17 protein-coding genes and 1 pseudogene are annotated in these 20,951 nt (G+C 44.7%); 15 read left to right on the plus strand and 3 right to left on the minus strand.

Annotated features, from left to right (window positions below; all coding sequences use genetic code 11):
• Positions 1-537 precede the first annotated feature (537 nt).
• The 13 genes from Q0991_RS10185 to Q0991_RS10245 all read left to right on the plus strand — a co-directional run bounded on the left by Q0991_RS10185 (position 538) and on the right by Q0991_RS10245 (position 15,381).
• Complete coding sequence (locus Q0991_RS10185; protein WP_299487998.1) at positions 538-1,725, plus strand: hypothetical protein; 1,188 nt, start codon at positions 538-540, stop codon at positions 1,723-1,725.
• Between the two features lie 42 nt (positions 1,726-1,767).
• Positions 1,768-2,697 carry a hypothetical protein gene (locus Q0991_RS10190; RefSeq protein ID WP_299488001.1) on the plus strand — a complete coding sequence of 310 codons (930 nt, stop codon included), beginning with the start codon at positions 1,768-1,770 and terminating at the stop codon, positions 2,695-2,697.
• A gap of 57 nt (positions 2,698-2,754) precedes the next feature.
• Complete coding sequence (locus Q0991_RS10195) at positions 2,755-4,035, plus strand: hypothetical protein (RefSeq protein ID WP_299488003.1); 1,281 nt, start codon at positions 2,755-2,757, stop codon at positions 4,033-4,035.
• Between the two features lie 38 nt (positions 4,036-4,073).
• Positions 4,074-6,065 (plus strand): hypothetical protein, encoded by a 1,992-nt coding sequence (locus Q0991_RS10200; protein ID WP_299488006.1) that lies wholly within the window; start codon positions 4,074-4,076, stop codon positions 6,063-6,065.
• A gap of 940 nt (positions 6,066-7,005) precedes the next feature.
• Entirely contained in the window at positions 7,006-7,980 is a 975-nt protein-coding gene (locus Q0991_RS10205; RefSeq protein WP_299488008.1) for a hypothetical protein, read from the plus strand.
• Between the two features lie 144 nt (positions 7,981-8,124).
• Positions 8,125-9,210 carry a hypothetical protein gene (locus Q0991_RS10210; RefSeq protein WP_299488010.1) on the plus strand — a complete coding sequence of 362 codons (1,086 nt, stop codon included), beginning with the start codon at positions 8,125-8,127 and terminating at the stop codon, positions 9,208-9,210.
• A 35-nt stretch (positions 9,211-9,245) separates the two neighbouring features.
• Complete coding sequence (locus Q0991_RS10215; RefSeq protein ID WP_299488012.1) at positions 9,246-10,214, plus strand: hypothetical protein; 969 nt, start codon at positions 9,246-9,248, stop codon at positions 10,212-10,214.
• Positions 10,168-11,208, plus strand: coding sequence for a DUF4438 domain-containing protein (locus Q0991_RS10220; RefSeq protein ID WP_299488015.1), 1,041 nt, complete (start codon positions 10,168-10,170; stop codon positions 11,206-11,208). Before Q0991_RS10215 ends, Q0991_RS10220 begins: the two co-directional genes overlap by 47 nt.
• 4 nt (positions 11,209-11,212) lie before the next feature.
• The gene (locus Q0991_RS10225) at positions 11,213-11,695 is read left to right on the plus strand and encodes a hypothetical protein (RefSeq protein ID WP_299488017.1); all 483 of its coding nucleotides are present in this window, start codon (positions 11,213-11,215) and stop codon (positions 11,693-11,695) included.
• 43 nt (positions 11,696-11,738) lie between these two features.
• Positions 11,739-12,215: a hypothetical protein gene (locus Q0991_RS10230; RefSeq protein ID WP_299488019.1), complete on the plus strand. Its 477-nt coding sequence runs from the start codon at positions 11,739-11,741 to the stop codon at positions 12,213-12,215.
• 178 nt (positions 12,216-12,393) lie between these two features.
• Positions 12,394-13,527: a hypothetical protein gene (locus Q0991_RS10235; protein WP_299488021.1), complete on the plus strand. Its 1,134-nt coding sequence runs from the start codon at positions 12,394-12,396 to the stop codon at positions 13,525-13,527.
• Between the two features lie 718 nt (positions 13,528-14,245).
• Positions 14,246-14,749, plus strand: a complete 504-nt coding sequence (locus Q0991_RS10240; RefSeq protein ID WP_299488023.1) for a LuxR C-terminal-related transcriptional regulator — start codon at positions 14,246-14,248, stop codon at positions 14,747-14,749.
• A gap of 149 nt (positions 14,750-14,898) precedes the next feature.
• On the plus strand, positions 14,899-15,381 hold the full coding sequence (locus Q0991_RS10245) for a hypothetical protein (protein ID WP_299488024.1): 483 nt from the start codon (positions 14,899-14,901) through the stop codon (positions 15,379-15,381).
• Positions 15,382-15,615: 234 nt separating this feature from the next.
• On the opposite strand, the gene Q0991_RS10250 is transcribed toward Q0991_RS10245, so the two are convergent.
• Entirely contained in the window at positions 15,616-15,951 is a 336-nt protein-coding gene (locus Q0991_RS10250) for an RES domain-containing protein (protein ID WP_299488026.1), read from the minus strand.
• A 3-nt stretch (positions 15,952-15,954) separates the two neighbouring features.
• Complete coding sequence (locus Q0991_RS10255) at positions 15,955-16,302, minus strand: helix-turn-helix domain-containing protein (protein ID WP_299488028.1); 348 nt, start codon at positions 16,300-16,302, stop codon at positions 15,955-15,957.
• A gap of 233 nt (positions 16,303-16,535) precedes the next feature.
• Between Q0991_RS10255 and Q0991_RS10260 the strand changes: the two genes are divergently transcribed.
• A complete protein-coding gene (locus tag Q0991_RS10260) occupies positions 16,536-17,888 on the plus strand; it encodes an NAD(P)/FAD-dependent oxidoreductase (RefSeq protein WP_299488031.1) in 1,353 nt (450 codons plus the stop codon).
• Between the two features lie 271 nt (positions 17,889-18,159).
• Entirely contained in the window at positions 18,160-20,154 is a 1,995-nt protein-coding gene (locus tag Q0991_RS10265) for a dynamin family protein (protein WP_299488034.1), read from the plus strand.
• Between the two features lie 81 nt (positions 20,155-20,235).
• On the opposite strand, the pseudogene Q0991_RS10270 reads toward Q0991_RS10265, so the two are convergent.
• Positions 20,236-20,667: pseudogene (locus tag Q0991_RS10270) on the minus strand (isochorismatase); the annotation flags it as partial.
• Positions 20,668-20,951 lie beyond the last annotated feature (284 nt).

Below are 20,951 nucleotides of genomic sequence, written 5' to 3' on the forward strand. Positions count from 1 at the left end.
TGAGGCGATGCAATTGCCTGTTTCTTCTTTCTTTGTTGTTCATGTAGGTTAAACAGCCGATTTGTTGGGTCAACTGGATAAAAACCCGAAATGAGTTGTACTACTGACTCTAGATTTGATGCGCGTTGTCATCCCCAGAGGGCCTCACCTCCACGTAGAGGACTACCCACTCAAGCTTCCGATTGAAAAGGATTTCTGAGCATTTGAACGTCAGTCTCCTTAGGCAAACAGTACCCAGCATCCTAAGAACAAGTTACCTGATTTAAGCTACTTCCTTTGAGATACACAAAATAAGTCACCAAAATGGTGTGACTTGTTCCAGCCTGAAACAGCACCTACTGTTGATCTCAAGCAGACTTCTATAAATTCCATATTTTTCAACCATTACTGTTAATGCCCAAGGGACTTGACGTCACTCTGAACATTAGCTCAGTCTACAATCGCAGTCCAATTGCTTGAAAGTTTCCTTACTCAGAGATTTGGGTGCTTGCTGTTGCAGTTGTATAGGTTATTGAGTCTTTTTAAGGTAGGTGCTCCATGAAACGGTCATCCAAACGTCATAAAGTTATGGACGTTTCAGCAGCAGAAACGCCTGCTGCCCCCAATCAGCCACCAACTCCAAACAGGCTGGAGAAAGACGAAAATCTTTCTCAAAGCCTTCTGTTTGAAGATAATGATGCCTCGCATGAGATTGATAGCCCGTTTGATGATGACTATTTTGATGAATCGGATAGTGGTGAAAATCTCTATGATGAAGATTTTGGAGATGAATATAACCCGGACTTTACAGATGAATTTATGCAAATGCATCAAAGAGATGAGTCTGATGAGGCGTTTATTGATGAGTCTGATGAAGCATTTATTGATGAAGTCATTCAAAGCTTGACCAAATCTTTTGAACTAGATCTTGAGCAAGATGTGGATGGAGTAGCTGATGTTCGTCACATCCTTGAGCACAGCATGCTCGAAGCCTTAGATGCTGCAACCACTACAGAGTTTTTTGAGCATATTCTAAATACCATTGATCGAGTTACTCCTCCCATACGCCAAAGAACGATTCAGCCTGGACCTCGACGTAAACGCAAGAGTAAAGCAAGAGCGCAAAATCTGGAAGTTCAGCATAATGGTCACCAACATCGACGACGAAAGTTAGAACACAATGGACAGGATCAACTTATACCTCTTGAAGACTTATATCAGCCGTTAGCTTGCATATTGAGAGAAACTCAATCCATGTTTAGACGCTATTCCCTGAGAGGTTTAGACGAACTGGATGCCCTCGAAGACACAGCAACCTTGTTTGCTGAACTGAATGTGGATGCAGCACGACCCATTTTGACTGGTTTGACAGCACGTGTAGTGATTCGGCCCAAGTTGGAGCAAACAAGTAAAAAATTCAGCTCAGCTTTCTGTGCACGGGTGTTTAAGTCTGCGGATCAAGCAGTCACCACACTTATAAAGAGTGGAGCATTGCAAGCGTTACCAGGGGTTGCTTGCAACTTAGGGCAATTAGCTATTCGTAAAGGGCTATCGGCAAAAGCTTTGCCAAGGCTTTTACGCAATTCAGCAACTCGAACCGCTGCTAGTCCCAAACTGATCAAACATTTATCTTCATCCAATCCAGGTGCCGTGACCTTAACCTCGGCAAGACAAAGTGAAAGGCCCCTACAACTTCGGGTTAATGGGCCATTAGAAATTATTATTCGGACTCCCTTAGAGAGCTAGTTTTTTATCCCAGTTCCAACCACTGAAGGAAGGAGAAGAATCATGTATGCCACCGACGTCATGGACGACTTATTTTACGAAGAAGCTGAAGGTCTATCCGAGATGGACTACGATGACGACTTTGAAGATGAGTACGATGACTTCGAAGCCTATGACGACTTTGAAGATGAGTACGATGACTTTGAAGCCTTCGATGACTTTGAAGATGAGTACGATGACTTCGAAGCCTTTGATGACTTCGATGACTATGATGATGACTTCGATGCATTAGATTACGTTGTTGCTGATGCCCTGGGTGCTTATGACACAGATGAATTCCTGAAAAAACTGTGGAAGGGCATTAAAAAGGTGGGCAAAAAGGCTGTCAGGGTCGCTAAAAAGGCGGCGCCCATTATTGGTAAGGTTGCTCGAACAGCAGCTCCGATTCTTTCGAAGCTACCTATTCCTCAAGCCCAGATTGCTGGCAGGATTGCTAGTATCTTAGGCAAACTTAGAGCTGATGGTGCTGATGAGTTTGAAGCCATTGATGCCCTTGCTGACTTTGCTGATTACACAGATGAGTTAGATCTTGCAGCACCTGTGATCGCGGGTCTGACAATCCGGAAGACGATGCCCGGCGTTGCTCGCTTACCCAAATCTAAGCGGCTCAAGCTAGTCAAAAAGGTGAAGAAATCGACTAAGATGTTAGGCCGTCGCCGGGGAGCTAAAGCGACGAAAGCAATGCCCAAAGTCGTTCAAGCAGCCAAGGTCGTCACCAAGAAAACAGGCCAACCTGTAACCAAGACCATTCCCAAAACAACTGCAAAAGTGGCAAAAAGCCCCACTACAACCCGTCGTCTGGCCAATAAGGTGAAGAAGGTGGCGAAGATGAAGCGCATGGTGAAGGGCACGAGAAAACCCTATCCCTATCGGATGATGGGAGGTAAGAATTACCGTTGCCACGTGTGTGGGAATGTCTCTGTCCGCTGCTAATCCAGCACTTGTCCTCAAGCTGATGGAATCAAGCTGTTGACTAGAGGAATCAGGATCATGGAAGTTCGAGCATTTCTGCGCATGAAAATTCAGATGCTAGCGGCGCGGGCCGGGCGACTCGCTAGCATCACCCCCACCGCAGTTGGCATTCGTCCCCAAGATTGGTCCTATGCTCCTTCTCCGAATCATTTCAAAGCTGCTAACCAACGTCTTGCCAAAATTGACCGTGAAGTCATGAAACGCCTGAACCACGTCCAACAAACCTGGGCTACTGCTCCCATACCTCGTGTTCTTGCGGATATCGCTCTTGTTGAACGCGAGTTAGATCGGGCGCGGCGTGCCTTTGGCCTCTTCTTCGAGATCTTTGGGCAGCGGGGGTCAGCGTTTGCACCTTCTCTTGATGCCTATGATGCGATCTCAGCTGATTGCTATACGGTCATTCATCAAGCCGCTCCCCGTTTGTTTCGTGGTTCTCTCCTGAAACCTGTCACTTATATGGAGCATGGTTATTCACCCGCCACCATGCGGCGAGGCGTTGTACTCAGCCGGTTGCTGGGGGAACCCAATCCTTTCCCCATTATCCGAATTCCCTGGGATCGAGATAACCCCTGGCAAGCTGTTTTTCTCCATGAAGTAGCCCACAACCTACAAGCCGATTTGGGAATATGGCAAGAGAATCGTCAAGCCGTTCTACATCGGGTTTTGCGGGACACAACCGATCCTGCCCTCACACAAACCTATAGTCGCTGGCATAAAGAGATCTTTGCTGATCTGGCGGCGCTATTACTAGGAGGTCCGGCAGCTGCTTGGGGCATGGCTATTTTTCTAGCTAACCCATCTACCCGCACCTTGACCTATCGTCCTGGGGGTGCTCATCCCACTGCGTATCTCCGGGTTCTGATTTTGGCAGAAATGCTAAGGCGAATGCGCTTTGAAGCAGAATCTAAGCGCTTAAGGCAGGTTTGGCAAAGTCTCTATCAGCCCGAAAAGGCTCGTCGCCTCCCCGCACGTCTGTTGCAAACGGCGGATCGGTTAATTCCGAAAGTAGTAGACGAAATTGCCTATCAAACGCGCCGCAATTTAGGTCAACGTACCTTGGCAGATATTATCCCGTTTACTGCTCAAGATCAAAAACGAATTCAGGCAGGGGCCAAGACATTAGTAAAAGGCAAAGTGCCCACTCATTTACCCCCTCGTCACTTGGTCAGTGCTTCGGCTTATGCCCTCTCTTCTGGCAAGGTTGCTCCCAATAAGATTAGTCAATTGGTTACAGCCCATTTAGCACGGACAAATGATCCACCAACCCCAACTGCAACCCAATTAGCGCTAGCCGCCTAATACTCAATGCTTTAGCCTTAGGAGATTCAGAGAAAGCCATGGTAGCTCAATCCAGTCATTCTTACTACAATACCAACCACAATGGCATGAGGCCCAGAGATGGCGCTAACTCCAAGCTAGCTCTGGACAACTTGATTCGGCGTGAGTTGCGAGTCAGCGACCCCAATAACGCCCAAGAGGTGGCCGATGCCTTGCTCAACCGCTATAAGGAAACGCCTCAAGCTATCGCCATTGACCGCGAGGCAGAGGGCCTGCCATTTCTGTTGACGCCCTCGACCCCTGCCCCAATGATGAGGGTTGAGACCTCTTCTGATGCTGAGATGCAGCAGGCGATGGACGATGTGGAGCGAGATTTACAGGAATTAACCAGCAACGCCATCCTCAAGGATGTGACGCCCGAGTTAGAGGGGTGGGCCATGGCAATTCGGTCTATGATGACCGAGGCTTTTAACTCAGCCCGGTACGCCCTCGACTCCAGCCAACGGGACAAAACCTTTGGCATTCGCCGCACCCTGGGCGACTATGCCCGCCTGGTTCGCTTAGTGGGAGCCCTAAGTTCCCCTGTCGTCAATGTCAATTATCGTAATTTAGCCCAAAGCATTGATGAAGTCACCGCTGTGCTCTTGGTGATGATGGGCGAATCCTTGGCAAATGTCAGTTTTAACCGCAGTCGTTATCTTCTTCAGGTTCCCTTTAGTGAATTACAGGCACGGCGCGATGCGGTCATCTATGCGTTTCGAAATTTTATTGGTACAACCCAACAGGCTTATGGTCCCAATGACTGGGCTCGCGGTACAGAAGCCTATCGCCAGTTCTACAGATATCTGGACAATCAAGGCCAGGGCGACTTACGGTCCCTACTGACTGAAAACGAACTTTCACGAGTTATGGATGCTCTAGTTCAACGCGTTCGCCAAGGAAATATTGAGGGCCTTCGTCATGTAGGAGCTACGGCCCAATTAGAGCTGCCACGGCTACGACGGTTGGTCAGAATTGGTCTCAATCAGGGAGCTGCTTCTTCACTCAACACTCCAGTGGAAGTAAATCGTCAAGAAGGTATATTGGCAGTATCTCCAAGCTCTCCCCCCTTCGAGGCCTTTTTGCAAGCTTTGGAATTGTTCATCGATGCCTTTGAGGTTTCGGGTGGATTCCGCCTTCTTCGCCTTGCTCGTCCCCCTATCTTGTTCTATGGGCTTTATGGGACCTCGCTAAGAGAGGATACCCCTGAGAATCGACTTGTTGAGCTTGCCTTTCTGCGTAACCAGTTAGCTGAGCTACTAGATTGCTTTTCACAATGTTGTTGTGAACCTCAATGTGTAAAGTGCCAGATCGTGCTCGATAAATTGCTCTATGATCTTGACCGTGCTATCGATCTCTATGCTTTAGGCACGGCAGAGAACCATGCCCCTGAATACAGAGCTGTCGCATATAGCTATATTGCGGATGCGATTTTGCAAGGGATAAGTTTCGAAAGTTTCGCTGACAATTCAGATGACCTTGATTGTTTGCTTCAGCAACCATCGGCACCAGGTTTATCTCTAACCAGGCGTATCATACGTGTCCTTGAAATGGTGAGAGATCTGCTAGTTAAACCGATTGATCTGAGACAACAACAACCAAGCACACTGGAATCAATAGGAGAGATGTTAACTTACACGCCTCAACCCCCTGCCTTGCCCCAAAAGCCATCTCCGACCTTCCAAAGGGAGATCGAAAATTTAGTGAGTCAAGAATTACAACTTCAGGGTGATATGGAAAGTCGTTGGCAGGATTTAGTGCAAACAATGTCCCCTTCCTGTATTCCATTTAGAAGTGGTGAAGATTTCCCAAAAAATAAAGATGGAGTGTTTGATGTGATTGATCAAGTAGTTAGAAATGCATTAGGTCGTGCTACATTTGCCAATCTGTTACAGGACGATCCAAATGTGGAGTACCCCATACCACTAAAACTTGACCCAGAGTTTAATACTCCTCAACAATTTGAAGTCAGCCTTACTCCTCCAATCCAAGTAGACTTCCCACCAGCATAAATCATTTATCTATATCTTCAGAAACTTTTTGAAACAATCTCTTTTAAGGATGAGTGTTCATTCTTAAAATAACGAGATACCGTATTTTTGATGGCCCTAATACTTTAAAGTTGTGAATTTTACTATACTGAGTTTATGTTTATATCTTATGGCAGGTTACTCAAAAAATGACCTTTTATAAGCACTACTAAATTGTTGTTTTTTTAGGTTAATAGTTCATTTCTGCAGGGTACTAATATTGATACCTCAATCATATCTTCAAACTGATCTAAAACTCTGTATTCTATCCTTTTGTCCTTGATAATCATGATCTTTTAAGAGGAATATCGATTCTGATCGTAATGTGAGGCTAATTCTTGTGAATGCCATCGATAAATCTCCCTCCGTTCATACCTTGACTTTCCGAGCAGAATTAGTGCTTGGGATTCGAAGATTGACCCAGGCTGTACAAGCTCTGATCTGTAAGGTTCAAGGGGTAACTCCTGCTTCAATAAAACCACCATTGCTCCCCCAGTCTTCCTGCCAGTCCTTAACCTGTAAGGAAGAGTTGGTGCTGTCTATTCGAGAATTGACTCAGGTTGTACAAATCTCGAATTATAGGGTTCGTGGACTAGACCCTCAAACTGTGCAGCTACCCTTAACACCTCAGTCCTCTTCTCGGTCCACATCTTTCAGGTCAGATCTCATATTAGAACTTCGAGAATTGACCGAGAATGTACAAGAACTGACAGCCTCAGTTCACGGAGTGGAACCTCCGCCAGTACAACCATCATTTACTGAGCAATCCTCTCTAACTGCTGCACAAGGTTCTGAACCTCCATCAAATCAGCCATTATCAATCCACAATGATGCTGTTGAGTCAATACTTAATGTTCGTACCTCCAGTCTTGAGCAGCCCTCTATTCAGCCACAATCGCCTCAGGATCAAGGTACAGAATCAATGTCTGGTGATAGCGATTCAAACCTCAAGATCGCAACTCAATCGTTTCTAGAATCAACAACTCCGATTCAACAGAGCTTGCTGGGTTCGTATGTGCTGATCTATATGCAAGTTTTAGTTGGCATCCTCAGACGTCAGCCCCGACAATTAAGTGAAACCATTGCAGGGTTTCAGCAAACGCCTCTTTATAGCCAATGGTGCGAAGTTATAGAGCAAGATTCTGATCTATCACAACGTTGGACTGCGATTTTGGACCATTCAGATTTAAGGACAAATCAGGCCTGTGACGAGTATGCCTTGAAATGTCATCAGTTCTATGAGGCACTTATTAACGTCTTGTATCAAACCCAAGAAGGGATCGAACTCCCCCCTGCGCAATTGCAGTTAAACCAGCAGAATTTGCTCTGCTCATATATTCTGAACTATATACAAGTTCTTATCTGTGGTCTAAGCACTCACCCTTCGGAACTGGACAAAGCGATCGCAGCTTTTAAGAACATACCTCTCTATACTCAGTGCTCCGAGACTTTAGAGCAGTCCGCTGAACGTTGGCAACGTTGGGATTCTACTCTGGCCTCAGAGATATTTACCACTGAGGCGGAATGTGAAGCATATTCTTTGGCGTGTCATCAACTCTATTACGAGCTTGTGGACGATCCGATAAGCAGCCCAGTGATGGCCCCACTTTCTCCTGACCTTAGGTTGACCTATCAGCATTGGATCTGTTCCTATGTACTTACCCATATCCAAGTCCTCATCAGTGTGTATCACCATAAACCCAAACGTCTCAGTGAGGCGATCTCAACCTTTAAAACAACTCCCCTCTATACCAAATGCTGTGAGGTCTTAGAAACCTCCCCTGCTGCTTGGCAACGTTGGAATTCGACCCTAACCCCAACAACCTTAACCACTGAGGCTGAGTGTAACGCGTATGCCTTGGCATGCCATCATCTCTACGCCGAAATCATGGGGTAATGCTCTGTCGCTTATTAGGGAATTGAACTAGAACATGGCCTATCAGAAACAGCTTTGGCGATTAGGAACCAGTCAACCAGTAAGGCATCACTGCCGTCAAAGATCATTTGTGAAAGCGAGTCTATTGGAAGAAGGACGTTTACCATGAGCTACCAAACCACTGAAACCATTCAACGCTTGTGGGACGATTTCCTGCGGGAGAGCTTAGCTGAAGTCCCTCCCGAACAACGTCAGCAATTTGCTCAGCAATTTGAAGACCGCTTTTCAGAGCTACTCCAAAATGCGGCTAATGGTGGGGGAGATGGCTTCCTGGATTTAGTGGGCTTTGGTGATAAGGGACCCGTCGAATTTGAGAATCTGCCTTATCCTTACGTGCAGCCAGACTTCGATGACTCGGTGGTTCCCAGTCAGCTCCATGCGGCAGCGGAGTTGTACTACATCTATCAGCATGAGCGCATGAAAATATTTAAGGTGGTGGATGTATTGTTGAAGTTGTTCCGCTTAGGCAAGATGCGGATTCAGCGAGGTCCTGGCGCACGGGCGTTGTATTTGGTGGAGAAATGGAAACCCCTGCGCTATGGCGTGCGCGATCGCATGATCGCCTACCGACGGGCCTTTAATTACGGTAGCTCTAAGGCTCCAGCTGGAGCCGTAACAAACGTTAACTTCCATCGGCAGTTGGTAGGACTGATTGTCGCTGTCGCTCAGTACTTCCGAGACCTTCAGGTGAGTGAAGTGATTCGGGGTGGACCGATGATTAATCAACGTCCCTTTGGTAGCTCCGCCACAGTTCAGCGACTAGGCATCGATCTCCGGTATGCCTTAGATCGCTCCACCTATGGCAATATTTTTGCCCTGACTATGGAAGTCGGGCATTACCTCAATTCGATCTTGAAACTTTTGGATGCTCCCGATATCAAAAAAGCCTTTGATGCCAACACCAAATGGAATGTAATTGAGGTCGTTTCCAACCGCTATCTGGGCGGTACAGCAGAACCTTCCCAACGGGCCAAAATGGCTGAAAGTGGCCGTCGCATTCTCAAGTTTGTGGCCGACAACAACTTTGAGACCTCTATTGATCCACACCTGTTCCAAACAGAGCTACGCCCTATCGGTCCCCATGCTGAAGCCTGGTTAGCCGCTTATCGCACTACCCCAGAAGGACAACGTTTCCCCGGTGTACCTACTGCCCTACGCAGTACCCGAAACCGTAAGTCTATACCTGTTTAGAGCTTTCCATCCTCTATCAATGAGGACAACCTGTAATGGATACCCTGTTTCCCACTCTTTCCGTCACGCTAAGCCAGAAGCGCTGGACCTGTATTCTGGATCCGACTCTGATCCTAGGTAGTCATGGTCTACAAGGGTTGGTCTTAGCAAAGTACTTAGGCCATTTTGTGGAACTTTGGGTTGCCAGAGAACTCTGGCATATTCTGGACAATACCCATTTCTATCTGGAGCAATCTGAGGCTGAGTTGCAAACCTTAACCGAACCTGACCAACGACTACAACATGCTTGGACCCCTCACCTCGATCAGCATGCCATTAATGCCTGGGAACATATCCGATTGAAGACTGATCTGGCAGGACTCAAAATTTCTTGGCTAGGAGATGCAGTGGGTCAATCCTGCCTACCAACTTGGATTAAAGACGGTGTCGATCCTGAAGCACTCATCCAACACTATGAGTCCTTAATTCAATCCCTCGAATCTCAGCTCAGTCAAACGGATAGAGAGCAACCCTTCGCCCTGGCCTGCTGCGAAACGGTGGCCTTACTGGCAACTCTCGGAACAGGCATGATTTTGACTTGTGAACCGAAGCCTAATCACCCACCCTATATTGTGGACTGTCTTGAGCGCTGGCAGATTCCCTGTCAACGTCGCCCCCTCAATGATTCTATTGCTGCAATTGCCCGCCGCTACTGGCACCATCTGTTTGTCTATGCCGGACTCCCCCAACTCCTGTGGTCTCCAAATTTACACTTAGCGGTTCTCCACTTGAATATTCCTAGCACTTTCCATCCCAGTTGGAACGCTACACCTTGGGTTGAAGATGAGAGTGCTGCTGACGGTTTCGATACCCAGTGGGACTCCAGTATCCTCCCACTCTCACCAGAAATCAATCCTTGGCAATCGGCTCAAGGATATTGGTATTCACTCCAGACGTTACCTATCTCTTCGCCCCAAGATGAAAACGCTTCACTCAGTTCGCAATCGGCGTCGACTTCGGCTTAACCAAGAGGACTTGGTGATGTCCGTAGTGATGGGCCAAATCGCCCATCCAGTGGGTCGTGTCAATCCTTACCGGATTGGTCATGATGGGGTACCTCGGATTCTGCCTGCTGGGGGAGGAATTTCAATCAACCAGCGGATTGGCGATCGTTGTGTGGGTCTTGCGGGTGACCATGTGGAGCCGGGTGTTTCGTTACACAACAATGATCGCGAAGTTACGGGCAGTCGCAAAGGCAATAATTTAGCGCTGATTACCTATGCCTGTGTGGGCAATCGTGCCCAGGTGATCAATGGGCCTTGTAAAGGACAATGGGGCTTGGTGACGGGTAAACATGGTGGGGTGGATCATGTGATGGTAGACTTTCCCACGCCAGTATTGAAGCGGTTGCGGATTGGCGATCGCATCCAGATTAACAGCGTGGGCTTGGGCCTCCAACTGCCGGACTATCCAAACATCACCGTGATGAACTGCTCTCCTACTCTGCTGCAACGGTGGAAATTGCGACTTCATGACAGAGGAATACAGGTGCCTGTAACTCATACCATTCCTTCCGCTTTGATGGGGTCAGGACTGGGCAAAAATACAGCTTGGAGAGGTGATGTGGATATTCAGTTGTTTGACGCTGAAATTCGCCGCCGTTGTGGGTTGAATCGATTACGTTTTGGTGATCTGGTTGCGATCGTTCAGAGTGACAGTCAGTTTGGACCGTCGTTTCGGCAAGGTAGAACCACGGTTGGGGTGGTTGTGCATGGTAATAGCACCGTTAGTGGTCATGGTCCTGGTGTTACCCCACTACTGACGGGGCCTGCTCAGCAACTACAGCCGATTCGTTTACCCCAGGCAAATTTAGCTATCTTGTTTGACCTCCGCATGCTTCCTCCAGCTAAATCCTATCGACCCATTACGGCTTGCCGAAATCGCCAGAACATTAGCCGAGGTATAGTACTTCCTGCCCCAAATCAACAAACATTTCCACAGCGAATTGAAATGGATTAAAACGATGTTAAATACTCTTGCGTTAAATTCAAATTCAAGCAGTGTTAGGTCTGTTCTGCAACCATATGTTGTTGGAGAGTTTGAAGTTGGGGAGGTGTCTTGTCTAGCGATCGCTATCAAAAAAGCAATCTCAGACAGCGCAACTAAAACCACCCTACAGATGTTCCTGTCTACATTCAAGGCTTCTAGCTTTGCAGAAGTGTTGCGATCTTCAGCCAAGCCTCAGAACTGTATTATCGCCCAGACAGATTACCTCTCTGTAGATCCAGACGCTAATCCGTCAGCCCATTTAATTGTACGGGCACTCCAGATTTCACCTCTAGTTACTAAAGTCCAACCTAATAAACAAATTGCCAAACAGCCCCAAATTAGTGAACGGACTGTCGCTAACTACTTGCCGCATCATCGCCAAACTCGGCGTTGCTACCCGCTCTGCCATGGTCTATCGCTGAACTTCTCAAAAAAGCTTGCTTTTTTACCTTCATAACTGATCTCAGCCTCTCCGTAAGATCTGTGAAAGGAGATCCATTATGCGAAATATCTATAACTTGAAAAATAGCTATATCGATTCCCAAGAGCAGCTGGGTTCTTTCAATGAATGGGATGAGGTTGCTAGACCAGTTGGCGCAAAGGCTTTACCCGCTAATCATGGTAAATCAGCAAATCTTGCCCACTGGCTACATGTAGAGAAGATCCGGGGACGGCTGCAACAACAGGGATGGAAAAACATCCGTGTCGATCAGCAACAAGTTCAAGGAAAGCAGTCAGAGAGAGTAGTAGGGATAAACCGACCAGATATTTCAGCCATTCATCCCAAAACCAAAGAACGTTTGAATATTGAAGTCGATACCGATTTAAGACAAAGTCAAAAACATCAGCGTCAAGTAGTTAAAAATGATCCTCAAGCAACCAGCCAATTTATTTTAATTCATCCGAAGACTGGTCAAGTGATTAGCTCAAGAATTTATCGGCCGAATAAAAAAACTGGTAGAAACTGGCTTATATGAAAGCAGTAAGGAAAGAAATAATTACTACCATCTTTTTAGAGGGAACACAAATTAATCCTGCGATTCTATGATTTGTTGTTTGGCTGTCAAAACTTAGTTATAAAGGATTAGTTAAATAGCTGAATAGAAATCACTAAGCTGCTGTTGTTTTGAAACAACTGATAATGGAGGAAAAATCATGGCTTATCTACAAGATCGAAATTTCTTCGATAATCGCCTAGGGTTTAAGGATGAGATTAACTGGCTTGATGATCAAGACTATGGGGTGATTCGTTCTACTAACATGCCATCTTGTGAACCAGGCAGATTCAAAAGAGGAAAATTAGATGTCGTGTGGTGGGGAAAGAGAGTTACCCCAGGTAAAAGACGAATTCCTAAACACTTAAAGCTTGCTATTTTATCTCGTGGTCGAATCCGTCTTCCAATTAAGAATATAAAGTGGATAATTGATAAGCAAAAAAAGAAAGTTGATTGGGTATGTCGGATTCCTGATAACTTAGGCGAACTGTTGCCAGAGGTTGATGTTACGATTGAGCTGTTTACTGTGCGAAAAACACTTTCTTTCAAGGAAGTTAATTCAATATTTCTGCAATACCTCGTACAAAGACACAATCAAGAATTACGCAATTGCCACAAGCTATTTTTATTGAATTGGAGATCAGCATTCTTAAAATCAAAGGTTGAAACTCAATTAAAAGTGAAACTGGATGAGTTATTTAAGCGTGCTAAGGTTCCTTTCCCAGAAGGCATGAGTGAAGCTGATAAAAGAATTTTTGTTTTATTAGTATATGTTAGTTTTCCTGACAAACTTGAATTATATCTTAAAGACAAAAAAACTGAAGATAAAGAATTAAACGATTTGCTATTACAAGCAAAGCATAAGACAACTCATAAAACCTTATTATGTCTGATCAAGAAGCTCTTAAATCCCAAGACGGATGATTATTATCTACCATTAAAAGGACTGCATGGTTATATGAATGAGCCCTTAAAGCATGAAACTCTTGATAACTATGATCGTTACATGCTTCCAATACGAGTTCTTTTAAAGAGAAATATTCGATCATTAAAACGAGAAAATCGGCTAACAATAAAGAGTTTTATATTTATGATCGAAAGAAAAATGAATGATTTAACAGATGGTATACGTGCACTCAAATATCTAGATTGTTACGATAAACGAACAATAATCATTCGAAAGTTTATATTTGATGAGTCGAAACATTCAAATAGTCTATATAGCTGTCCAGCTTTTAAAGATCAGATTAAACAAGTCAAAAGTAAAACAGGGCTTTATGGCTGTATTGGTTGACAATCATAATTTTATAGATATCTTCCAAAGTCAGCTCAACAGCATTTCAAGTCTTGTGAATTTTTTTTAGTACTATGTCTTGTCACCTTTGCAGATTCATTAATTCTGGGACCAAACATTCAACATCTAGAAAGAAAGGCTAGCAAGGATTTTTGGAGTGAGTATATATACTTGATTGCAAAGATGACATGCTCCCAATGTCTTGAAATGAGGTCAGATTATCTCAACTTTCTATATTTAGATGTGGATCAACAAATTTTCTCTATGTTTTTTGCCTATTCTGCATCAGTTTTTCTATCAAGTATAAGAGCTATCTTATCTGAATTAGTCTAACTCATTAAAAGCAAATTTAGGCAAAAATTACTCTAATTCCAAAGCTATGAGAATAATGATTGAGTTAGTAGGAAGCGGTGAAGCCTTAAAAATCCTAGAAGAGATCTAAATCCTACACACGAGGTTAAATAGATAATAACTAGAGCCTCTGTTTATGATATCTATAGTGAAAATCAGATAAATATTTAGATTATTTGCCATTTATTCCATATTCTTGCGTAATATACTAAATTAGTACTGATAACTTAAATGGTTGTTTTTATGCCATCTAGTTGAATCATTTAATTTTCTTTCATATGTCTTTATAGACATGAGCTCTAGGTAATCTCAAATCGGTGCATATCTGCAAAAATAAGTCATTCCTAACTGATCTGGGAGCAATACCATGGTCGATCAATTTATGCTGGGCGAATCTCCTTATTTCCTAGATAGACTAAGATCTTCTTGTATTATTAGTGAATTCAAAATCGAGAATAGGCTCTATTTAGTGGTTGTATGTGAGATTTTAAAAGAACCTAATTTCTCAAACACTTCTTACAGTAACTCAAAAACTGAGTTGAACTTTCTTGATTACACAGAGATTTGCCAATTTGAAATTAACGGACAATCCTGTGCCATTATTGAGATTAAAACTACAGAATCAACTGCTAATATCCCAAAACTACTAACTGAAAGAGAATTGCAAATTGCCCATCTTGTAGCTCAAGGCCAACAAAACAAACAAATTGCTAAACAACTTCGCATTAGTGAATGGACCGTTTCTACCCACCTACGGCGCATCTTTGCCAAACTTAACGTAGACAGCCGTGCTGCAATGGTTTTTCGCTGTGCTGACTTACTAAAAAGTCTTCAAACATTGCAGGCTTTAAGCAATAGCAAACTCAACTGAAATCAGCTTTCAATTTATAACAGAAAGGATAACTAAGCTATTCCCAATATAGCTAAATTTATCATACCTACTATTTCCCCTATAAAAATCCTATCTAATTTTGTTCCATTTCAAGATCAAACCATTATTAAAATCTGAAACTTTGGTGCATGAACAAAAAGGAAGAGCAAGACATACTTATAAAGATTTTTGAAATTGACCAGTCAAGAATAAGTAGCATCGATTCTACAAAATTTATCATCAAAGGATGGTCAGTCACAATTGCAACAGCAATATGTGGTTTTGCTCTGCAAGATAAGCAAGTAAAATTTTTAATGATTGGGATTGTAACAACAGTACTTCTAGGTATATTAGACTGCATCTACCGATATACTCAATTACTCCATGTAAATAGAGCAATAGGTATAGAAAATTACCTTCAACAATACCTCCCATGGAAGCTAGAAGAGCAGCAAATCAATAAACCTGAGGATTTAGCAATACAGAGACAAAATAATTTATATCGCGGCATATTACTGTCTAACTATACGGGCTTGGGAAGAAAGTCTATAAACAACTACAAGACAATTATTTTGTTCCATGGAGCCATTATCGTATTAATGCTGTTTTTTACTCTTATCCAAGTATGCTAATTCGGTGTGTGCACCTGAGTGAAACAGCCCTGCGTGTGTGGGAGCACTAAATTTTTTTTGCCCTTTCGATCGATTGAGCCAAGACACTTCTCAAGGGCATTTAGTGGCACCCAATACTCCTGGCAGGGGGCACCGAAGTGCTAGGGGAAATTTAAGCGATCTCAAAGTAGCCATCCTCAGCTACATTTGGCAAAAATCGTCGACTGTTATTGGGGAGTTTTTCTAGAAACAAGACTAAACACGTAAAGAAAGTGCTGGCCAGGCGGCTTGCTTTCTGAGGTCCAGAACTGAATTCAACTCGACCTGAAATCGATAGACCTTCCGTTGATAGGTTTTGGCAGCCAACCCCAGTGTTCGATTGACCTCAAAGTGCCGCGCATACTCAGCCAGTGCTACATCTTTCTCCTTCGCTAGATATAACGTCGGTTCTCCTGCTACATTCCAACGATTTTCGGCGCTTCGTCCTGCATAGCTAAAATCGTAGATATCGTAGGTTCTATTGGGCGTATCGGGAATGTGGCGGACCGCTTGACCAGACCAAGGCCGAATCAATGCCTGTAAAGGCACCATCCACTAAAATCCTGTGCCTTCAAAATCTGCTGCCAAGGCAGCGAGTACAGGTTCAAACTCCCCTAGACCTATCAAATCCAGACCAGAACGTCCCCCAAACACAGGTAATGGCGTCGAGAGAAATTCCTTTAACCCTTCCGGTGAATACACTCTCGCCCCAAGATCAACGATTTCTTGGAGCTTTGCCATCTTTCGTAATAGCTCCTTGTCTGTTGGTCGTCTTTCAGCCCGCTTCCATCTGCTTACAGTTTTAGGGCTAATTCGCAACAGCGCACCTAAACGCTCCTGGGATAGAGCAAGCCCTTGCCGAATGGAGACCGGATCTAATCTAGAACCGATGGATACAGTCATCTGATTTACCTGGACTTCTCTGTAGCTCTAATTTAGCCTCCTGTCTAGACATTTGTCTAAATAGGCGATCGCTTTTAATCCTTTAGGTAATATCTTTGATTTTGGATTGACATATCAATCAGTATGGATTTGGGAGGGTAGCCGAGGAAATGATTGCCGGATGTTAAACATTGCCAGCTTTCGAAATAAGCGTAAAAATAGCTTTGCTCAAGCTTAGATCGCGAGGATTAACGATGAACGTTGTGATTATCGGAGCGGGTCCTGCGGGATTGCTGTTAGCCCATCGCCTTTTGACTCGCTCATCCCACTACCAAGTCTTTATCTATGAGCAACGCAGTGATCCGAGAAAATTGAGAGCAGATCAACGGGCCTTTGTCCTCAGTCTCACTGAACGTGGACAAAAGGAACTCAGGGCAATCGACGGCTTATGGCCTGCGGTTGACCAGCAGGGGGTCGCCATTTGTAAAACGGGTATCTACAACAAGAAACTGCAACAATGGAAGGTCTTTGAACGCAGTTCTGGTACAGAAAAATATAGCCTACTGATTAATCGCAACAATCTCTGCGCAGCTCTCTTAGATCAATTGGAGAAACGGGATTATCCAGGCCTGCATCTTAACTTTGACACTGCTTGTATGAATGTCCATCTAAAGGCCTGTCAGGTGACATTGACAAATGAAGAGGGTCAACGAATCGAACACTCTTATGATCTGCTGGTGGGGGCAGATGGAATCCATTCTGTGGTCAAAGCTGCTCTATTGAAACAACCTGGCTTTGATTTTCAGCAATCTTATTTTGATAAAGTCTGGAAAGTATTGCATCTGCCCCAGCCTCAGGCATTTGCTGCTGACACCTCTTACTTCTTTCGGACTAGTTCTTCTACCACCGATCCGAATGCTCTGCCTTGTCAAATATCAGGTGCAGCAATTCCAGAGCTAGATGATCAATTTTGCCTGTTGACATTTTGGGATCAGGCCCCTGATCAGGCCCGGAACAATCCTCCAGGTATTGAAACGCCCACTGACTTACAACAGCAGATCTACGAACAATGGTTGCCGGGGTTGCAAGTGAGCGATGCTGCCGCCCAATCGTTTTGTGAACGACGTCCTTCCAGTATTTTAGAAACGCAATGCGATCGCTACCATGATCGATCTGGACAGGCAGTTCTGGTAGGAGATGCGGCTCATGCCATGTCCTCCTTTCTGGCCCAGGGATGTCAGGCTGCTTTTGCCGATGTTGTGGCGTTGGATCGATGTTTGCAGGCATCTGAGGATCAGCTTCAGATTGCCCTACCCCAGTATTCAGCGCTCCAGGTTAAAGAAGGACATGCGATCACTGAGCTAAACTTACTTCTGAGTCCGAAAGCCAAATGGGTCTCTAAGCTATTCGGTGTGGCTATGATGATGCAAAGTAAACTCAACCAGCGATTCCCTGACAGAATTAGCCCAACTCCTTCGACGCTGCTATCGAAAACCTCCGTGCCCTATGCTGAAATTTACGATCGCTTCAAACCCTGGTTCTCTCTTATTCGCTGGTCCAATCAAAGGGTTTTAGCAAAGCAGAAATCAGCTCGAATAAACTCATAGCCTCGAATGTTCCCTCACAGTCTGCTTCACTATGCCTATCTTTTGGGTGGGTATGACGGTGGAGGACAACTGGGGATAATCAAGCCCGGGGTAAACAATATTGCAGAATCATTACCGCGATTGGCATTCCACCAGCGCTTTTGCCGATAGCTATGATGGTGGAGATAAAGTTTGAATTTTCTAGCGCCTTATGAGCACCCCTCTTGATCTTACACAGCTATCAGCTGCGTCCTTAGCACAATTAGATCAAGCTCAGTATTTACGACAGAAAATGGCTGATCATCTCGAAGCTATGGCAGGAACCTTAGCCAATGCTGAAACAGAAGGAGCCAACGCCTCTGGGCCGTTAAGCTTGGCTACACAAGTGGAGGCGCTACGTGATGTTTCCGCAACCCTGCAACAGGCAACTTTTCGATTGGTGGTGTTAGGTGATTTGAAACGGGGTAAAAGTACGCTCTTGAATGCCTTGTTAGGGGAGCGATTATTGCCCAGTGATGTCAACCCTTGTACGGCTGTTTTGACAGTGCTCAAGCATGGTCCCCAAAAACAGGTCACCATCCACCATCTTGACGATATGCCCCCTCAAAAGATGGATTTAGAGGACTTCAAACGGACCTACACCATTGACCCTGAAGAAGCTAAAGCACTGGCTTCTAAGGACCAAGCTGCTTTCCCCAACGTTAGTCATGCCGAAATTGAATATCCTCTTCCCTTGTTACAACAAGGACTGGAACTGATCGATACCCCAGGCTTAAATGATACGGAGGCCCGCAATCAGCTTGTCTTCAATTATTTGCAAGATTGCCATGCCGTGCTGTTTGTCATGGATGCTACTCAGCCCTGCACTTTAGATGAACGCCGATACTTACAAAACATGTTGAAGGATCGAGGAATAACAATCTTTTTCTTGGTTAATGCTTGGGATAAAGTCCGCAGTAATTTGATCAATCCCGACGATAGTGAAGCGCTCTCATCAACTGAAGCTAGACTCCGAAAGGTTTTTCGTACTCACTTAATGGACTATTGCCTGAATCAATACGATCAGCGGGTGTTTGAAGTCTCGGGATTGCAAGCGTTGCGATCTCAGCTTCAAAACAACCCCGAAGTTCTAGCAAATTCAGGTGTTCCTGCCTTTTTGGATAGTCTGTTCGAATTTCTTGCAAAAGATCGAATCCAATCTGAGTTGGACTATGGCTTACACAAAGCCCAAATGACTCATAAGCAGGTTTGGGCAGCGGTTTCTCGGCGCTTACCTTTACTAGATGAAGATCTCGATCTACTGAAGCAAAAGCTGGCCTCAGTTCAGTCAGATTTCGAGCAACTGCAGTCTATTCGAGATGACTTCCAATCTCAAATTCGCCAAACCCGCGATCGCGAAGCTCAAGCCATAGCTGATTCCTTTAAAATCTATATTCTTAATCTAGAATCTACCTTTGATGCTGATTTTGTAGCCGCCCAACCCGATTTAGAATTTTTGGAATTTCTAGACAAGAACAATCGGGCCATGTTCTACACCTCCTTTAAGCGAGCCTTTGAACGCTATATGAATGATCGTTTAGCCGCTTGGGAATTTATGGCCAAACAGGATATTAGCCGGGCCTTTTCTGAACTCAATGAAGCTGCCGATAAATATCGAGTGGCTTATGAACAGGTCGTGGAGGTGATGAATGACAAGCTCCTGGGCAATCGCTTCTATGCGGCAGGACATCGCTATGACCCTAATGAAGTCCAACTGTGGACCGATCTCCTAAAGGATGTGTTCGAGGCCATTCCTGGCAATATGAACGGTGCAATTGGACAATTCAATATGTTTTGGCAGGGCGTGATGCAAACGGCATTAGCCTATGTGCTGATTGTGATAGCCTTGCAGATCTTGGGCTTAGTATTTTCATCTCTTTTTCTGAATGTCTTTGCGGTGCTGTTAGTCGGGACAGGTGTTTTTGTTGGACAAGCAGAATATGTCCGCCAGGAATTTCTAAAAGCAACCCGTAAGGAATTTGCTAAATATTTACCACAAATTGCGAATGAGCAATGGCAACCCATTCATCAAGCCGTCCAAAAATGTTTTGATACTTACGAAATAGAAGTGATTGAGCGGATTAATCAGGATATTGCTTGTCGGCAAGGAGAACTGAATAATCTCATCGGCCAAAAAGAATCGCATGCGATTCAAGTGGAGCAAGAAAGTCAGCGCTTACAGACCCTAGAGCAGTCCTTGGCGGAAATGGTGCAGACCATGGAAAAGAATTGTTATCTGAGCGATTGAAGCTGGGTTGAAAATAGTCATTCTGGGCAGAAAACTTTGCTTTGACCTTATTTGGGCTTATGACTTATAAGTTTAATCTGCCTAGAAGTTGATACAAGGCCAAGTGGAGATCGCATCTGTATGATCGCACCAAATGCATACCCGCCTGCTGGAACCGTAGAAACGCCTTATTGGCCTGATCCGTAAAATCGACTATTCCTGTTACTACCACAGGCGAAGAGCAATCCTCGAGTAAATAGATTTTTTCGCCAAGTCCGGGTTTTGAGCTTGAATTTCCGTGAGCAAATCGTCAATCGTCCAGGTAACACAGTGACTCTTGGCCTGCCCAGCAATAATCACCGCATCAAAATCCAGCAGTTTTTGGATAAATTGGGTATTCTTTTGGGCAATCGGTTGACCCTCAGGATCATCAAGGACCTCCGGTCGGAGCACCGAGTAATTTTCCGTTAGAGGATCCCCCCCCTTAATTTCAAAATTGACCTTAATACTCTGTAAGCTAAGTTTAGCGACACTCAAAGGACTCATTCATGGGATTCATCTGTTGATAGTGGCGAGACAACTTTTGACGAGCACTCACGATAGAGAACTGCCAGTCAATTTCAATGCGTTGCTCATGTCGTTGCCAGCACTTCCCGCTCTAATTGCTTTTGAGTTGGAATCCGTCGATGTAAGCAGCTGCGAGCGAGTGCCGAAAACTCAATTAATAGGCGACAATTACATAGACCGAATACATGACCGCCTGACAATTACATAGGCCTCTCTGAGAATCAGGATCTAGTCAAGCAAGAGATCTGAAT

Origin of the sequence: Acaryochloris sp. IP29b_bin.137, from assembly GCF_028285745.1 — a bacterium.
Taxonomy (GTDB): Bacteria; Cyanobacteriota; Cyanobacteriia; order Thermosynechococcales; family Thermosynechococcaceae; genus Acaryochloris.